At 42.7% G+C, this 4,802-nt stretch carries 7 protein-coding genes; 3 read left to right on the top strand and 4 right to left on the bottom strand.

Annotated elements, in window-relative coordinates; genetic code table 11:
* Positions 1–488 precede the first annotated feature (488 nt).
* Both ACM0OW_RS25575 and ACM0OW_RS25570 read right to left on the bottom strand, forming a co-directional pair.
* A complete protein-coding gene (locus ACM0OW_RS25575) occupies positions 489–929 on the bottom strand; it encodes a tyrosine-type recombinase/integrase (protein ID WP_414553510.1) in 441 nt (146 codons plus the stop codon).
* Positions 880–1,065: a hypothetical protein gene (locus tag ACM0OW_RS25570; protein WP_414553508.1), complete on the bottom strand. Its 186-nt coding sequence runs from the start codon at positions 1,063–1,065 to the stop codon at positions 880–882. The genes ACM0OW_RS25575 and ACM0OW_RS25570 overlap by 50 nt, the downstream gene beginning before the upstream one ends.
* 338 nt (positions 1,066–1,403) lie before the next feature.
* On the opposite strand from ACM0OW_RS25570, the gene ACM0OW_RS25565 reads away from it, so the two are divergent.
* The 3 genes from ACM0OW_RS25565 to ACM0OW_RS25555 all read left to right on the top strand — a co-directional run bounded on the left by ACM0OW_RS25565 (position 1,404) and on the right by ACM0OW_RS25555 (position 2,470).
* Positions 1,404–1,778, top strand: a complete 375-nt coding sequence (locus ACM0OW_RS25565) for a type II toxin-antitoxin system RelE/ParE family toxin (RefSeq protein ID WP_414553506.1) — start codon at positions 1,404–1,406, stop codon at positions 1,776–1,778.
* Positions 1,775–2,101: a helix-turn-helix domain-containing protein gene (locus ACM0OW_RS25560; RefSeq protein ID WP_414553504.1), complete on the top strand. Its 327-nt coding sequence runs from the start codon at positions 1,775–1,777 to the stop codon at positions 2,099–2,101. Before ACM0OW_RS25565 ends, ACM0OW_RS25560 begins: the two co-directional genes overlap by 4 nt.
* Positions 2,102–2,233: 132 nt before the next feature.
* Positions 2,234–2,470, top strand: a complete 237-nt coding sequence (locus tag ACM0OW_RS25555) for a hypothetical protein (RefSeq protein WP_414553503.1) — start codon at positions 2,234–2,236, stop codon at positions 2,468–2,470.
* A gap of 226 nt (positions 2,471–2,696) precedes the next feature.
* Here the strand turns inward: ACM0OW_RS25555 and ACM0OW_RS25550 are convergent, their stop codons facing one another.
* Positions 2,697–3,107 carry a sugar ABC transporter permease gene (locus ACM0OW_RS25550; protein WP_414553501.1) on the bottom strand — a complete coding sequence of 137 codons (411 nt, stop codon included), beginning with the start codon at positions 3,105–3,107 and terminating at the stop codon, positions 2,697–2,699.
* A 155-nt stretch (positions 3,108–3,262) separates the two neighbouring features.
* Entirely contained in the window at positions 3,263–4,690 is a 1,428-nt protein-coding gene (locus ACM0OW_RS25545; RefSeq protein ID WP_414553499.1) for a hypothetical protein, read from the bottom strand.
* Between the last annotated feature and the right edge of the window lie 112 nt (positions 4,691–4,802).

The following is a 4,802-nucleotide window of genomic DNA, read 5'->3' as shown; positions in this document are numbered from 1 at the left end:
ATCACTGAACTAACCAGCTAGTATCCTGCTTCTCTGAATTCGCCAACAGTATCCCAACCTCACAAAATCGCGTTGCTCCCCCTTCTTACATTGGTGTGAGTCCGGGGGATTTTGGTTATGGGTTGCTTTGTCTGAGTATTTTCTATAGTGCTAACACTGGCTTGCGCTTTGAACGGTTGCGTGTCCAGCAAGATTATTGCCCCGATAATTCCTAGATAAATAAAATGTCTAACTTTCAAGGTTTTCCTCCGCACCAAATTCTCATCAACAAAAGCACAAGATGCTGATGCTGTTATGTATTTTTACTGAAAAATATTTGATAATGATTATCACACAAATCGGCACAGAGAATAATGAATAAAAGCTAAAGATGTAAAAAATCGCAGAAAAGTGGAAGAAAGCGAGCGCCATCGCTAATCTTGGCTCAGTTCCTCCCGTGTAGACAGTGGTATAGAAATGTCGGCATAGCCATATAACCCGACCAGAATCTAAAACCCAATCACAGAAACAGCCTGACGCTTCTGCTCAGGCGTAACCTCCAGATAACGCTGCAAAGTCCCCAGGTCACTGTGACCAGAGATTTCTTGAATAGTCCTCAAAGGTATGCCAGCGCTCGACATTTGCGTGAGAGCCGTTCGCCTAAACGAGTGCGTACTAACTCCCTCCACCCCAATGCGGTTGCAAGCAGCCCGTAAAATCTTATCAGCCATAAACCGAGTCAACCGTTCAGTCACACCGCGCATACCGGGAAACATCATCTCCCCTGGGGGCTGATACTCCGCTAGTATTGCTGCTAACCCTGGAGGGATGTCTACAATCCGAGTTTTGTGCTTACCTTTGGTGGTAGACTTGCGGAAAGTGATGGTTCCAGATTTGATATCAGTCTTTTTGAGAGCCAAAGCTTCCGATACGCGACAACCAGTGAACAAGCAGATGCCAAACAGAGAGCGATGGCGCAAGCGCCCGCCGTAGGCGATCGCGTTGGGTAAGTAGCCCTTCAGTGAACAATCGCTTCAATTCCTCTTGGCTGAGTATTTTGCCTTGTCCGTTGCCGCTAACCTTCATCCTGACTACCTTCTAGGGGGGTACACGATTTGTCTAAATCGTGTAACGAGTGACTAAAAGTATTGTAACTTCGTTGTGACCACGAAAGCGATAACACCCCATCAAATCCAACTTATCATTCCCAATCGCTACAACCCGCATTCTGTCGTTGACTGATAAAACTTGCTTATGCTTGCAGCACGATGACCAACTACAGGTATAATCCGCCAACTGCTTTGGCACTAAGGTCTATACTATGTCTATACCGAAATCAACTGGACATAAAACTTACCTCTGAGGTTGCGCGGGGGACATTTCATGCTATTGTCGAACTGGTTTTATAGTAAATTTCATATAAGATGGACAATGATGAGGATATTATAGAAATTCCTCTACGACCTCTGGTTTGGATGGGAGACTCTCTCAAAAATATCCGCTCATTTCCTGAATCCGTGCGTGCATCAGTAGGCTATGCGCTGCAATTGGTGCAAGCAGGGGAAACACCAATGGATGCCAAGCCTTTTAAAGGAGTTGGAAGTGGCGTGTATGAAATCGTCAAACGTTACGATACGGATACTTACAGGGCAGTCTATGCGGTAAAGATTGGAGAGAAAATTTATGTCCTGCACGCTTTTCAGAAGAAATCAAAGCAGGGAATTAAAACCCCACAGGCTGATGTTGAGCTGATTAAACAACGCTATAAGGACGCAGTGGCAAGGGAGAAACAACAATGACACAGGAACCCGTTTTTGAAGAAAGCAGTGGCAATGTATTCGCTGACCTCGGTTTGTCGGATGCGGATGAACTTTTTACACGGGGCAAGATAGGGATTCAGGTACTGCGCCTTTTGAAACAACGCCACCTGAAACAGCGCGAAATCAGCGAACTTCTTGGTATTCCCCAGCCAGAAGTATCTCATCTAATGAAAGGAGAGTTTCAACGGTTCAGTGAGGGTAAACTCCTCACTTTCCTCAAGCGACTCGATACGGAAATCACCTTACATCTTCGTTCTCGTCACGCGCCAGACCAGTCTGCTGAAACTGTGATATCGCTATAGGGCTGGATAAAAGGATAAAAGCCATATTGGGTCTTTTTTAGAACAAGCCAGGATTTACAGCAGCTTGCAGGTTACTCTATTTCCAACTCAGAGACTTTCAACGTTAACGTACAATTTTTCCGTTTTGGCACAGTGACCCCTATTATTATTAATTTTGTTCAACAAATCGTCGCCAGAGCTAATCCCCTTGATCCTGCAAAAGTAATTGTTGAAGGTTTAGACGATAACTCACCAGTTACGCTACGTCATTTGAAGGATTTAGGTGTCAGTTATGTGCAGGGACATATAATTGGAAAAGCGGAGCAAGATGTATATCGTTTGAGTCCGGAAAAAAGTGAATTTCTAAAAAAATCTATATTAGGAGAGTGAAGCAGATATTATTTTGTTATCTCTATGCTTTAGATTCATAGGACTTCATTAAATATATTGCCGAAAAAATTGATTATATGTCGCGCTTTTTTTAGACTGCTGTTCGCTCGGTCAAAATATCATATAAAACAAAGCTAGAGTTTTTTCAGTACAAAAGCGTTATTCTCCTTAATTAAATCCCCAGTAAAAACGACTGGCAGCCTCTGTTGATAAGCCTTATTCACAATTAATTTTGTACCCGTCGTTGATAAAATTCTTCTGCTTGTTGAAGTAGATACTCCAAATCATCCCGGTTTTTTGCTTCACCACTGAACTCACTTCCGTCGGTTGCTTTTACCGTCATCTTCAGGGTTTTGTTGCCCAGCAGCGCATTGTTCAAGCCCATCAACCCTTGAATAATCTTCGAGTTGTCCGCAATAACTTTGAGTGCGCCTAGAACAAATCCACCTCCTGCCTTAGAGCCATCGGGTGATAACTCTACGCTAATCAATACAGCTTGTTCTACACCCTCAATCTCCCGAATCTGGGGCAAAAGGCGCTCTACTTCAAATTGCAGATATTCGTTATCAAGTTCCAGTGCTTGAAACGTCAGAGTAATATCCATATGATTGTTTATCCGTTCAGGGAAGTTGTCCATAGTTATACATTATGGCTACCATAATACTAATTCCAAACTAAAAAGCCTTCGATTTGCATCGAAAGCTTTATTGTCTCATAGTTGTGAATTTTACTTGTGCCAATGATCACTAACAATTCAGCCCCCAGTGATTTATCAAGGGCGCGAGAGAGAAGTTAATATTCAAAATTAATTGGCTTACCGTTGAAGTGCTGGTAAATGCACTCAGGATGCATCCAGCTTGGCAATGTCCTCTCCTCATCTTCTAAATTATTGCCATTTTCATCTACAAGGCCATAGCGGACAACTACCCTAGATAGTGGTGTCTCCCCATTGGCTGAGAACTTCTCCAATAAAATTGTCCCTGCCTTCCGGGCTGATGCTGTACCATCTGGGAATGATTCATTGGTGGCATTGTGGGTAATGCCCAGCAAATACTCTTTAGCTTTGCGGGTGTCGGTGAGGGACATTTTGAAGAATGCGATCGCGCTGTCACCGCATAATGATTTTAAATTGGTAAATTCATCACAAATCACCTGCTGCTTTTTAGTGGGCTTTTCCTTAATCCGTTGCAGCCACCTATCACAGCAATCTTCAAAAGCTGTGCTGATTTCATCCTCTGATTCTGCCTTACTGGTGGCTTCTAGCATTTGCCACACGTCGGCATTGTCACCAGTGGCGTGACGGTCGATTAGTTGATGAATTGGGGCATCGAGGCAGTATTTTCTAATTAGTGCGATGGCAGCAGCAGTATAAGTCTTGCCAGACCCTTGATTACCAATCAGCCACAATGGTTTAAGTGAATTGATAATTTTCCACAGATACCCGTCTTCATGGCTTTTCAAGGCATCTATCAGAGCATCTTTTAGCTGTTCATTAGGTGATTGAGTATCAGATTTACTGTCAGTAATTGGTTTGGATATCTTCTCAATTTTACGGGTAGTCTCAACAGTTGATAAACGATTATCTGCAATAGCCTTGTCTAGTTCTGATATCTGTAACTCATGGCTTTTCAGGGCAACTTCACCTTGTAATTGTCCGTTAATGTGGTCTAGTTGCTGTTCTCCTTCAGTCTTCAATTGTTCAATTGCCCCGGCTGTATCCCGTGCAATTATCTCCTTAGTTATTTGGGATTGGTGCTGTTTGCTGTATGCAGTTAAGTCTAAGTGATTTGAAACATAAATGTCATTTTCTAGCGCTCGTATTTTTAACAGTGCGAATTGAGAATGAATTGCTTTCTCCTGTGTATCTGTGAGTGATTTACTTACACCATACGCACCAATTAAAAGAACAGTTCCCACTACACCATATAAAGGGGCTTTGGGTGCTTCTGGTGGGAGTACGCGTAAGAATTTCACCTTGCTATCAAAAGTAAAGTTACGCCGTTCCCGGTCAATTATCCAACTAATCCCCCGCTTGATTTGATGACCCTCGCACAAGTCAGTATTAGGATTAAAGCAGAATAATGTTTCAGGATATTTGGTAGTGTCCGCAAACAGTGGAAGACATAGCGAAACACCACCAATAAACAAAGCAGTTGATAAGAATGTGGCTGTTCTTCGTTGTGCTTTCAGTTGGTGGTTAAACTGTTCTATTTCTTGCATTGTTCAATTGTTCACTTTATCCATACAAACAACAATGCTAATAAAAAACTCACAATCATACAGCGTTTCCGGCTGTTATGAGGTACAGTAGCAGCAATTAGCAAACCAGTTT

It is taken from the genome of Anabaena sp. CCY 0017, assembly GCF_963920885.1.
Taxonomy (GTDB): domain Bacteria; phylum Cyanobacteriota; class Cyanobacteriia; order Cyanobacteriales; family Nostocaceae; genus Nodularia.
The sequence above is the reverse complement of the archived record's forward strand: the minus strand, read 5'-3'. Positions and strand labels throughout refer to the sequence as shown.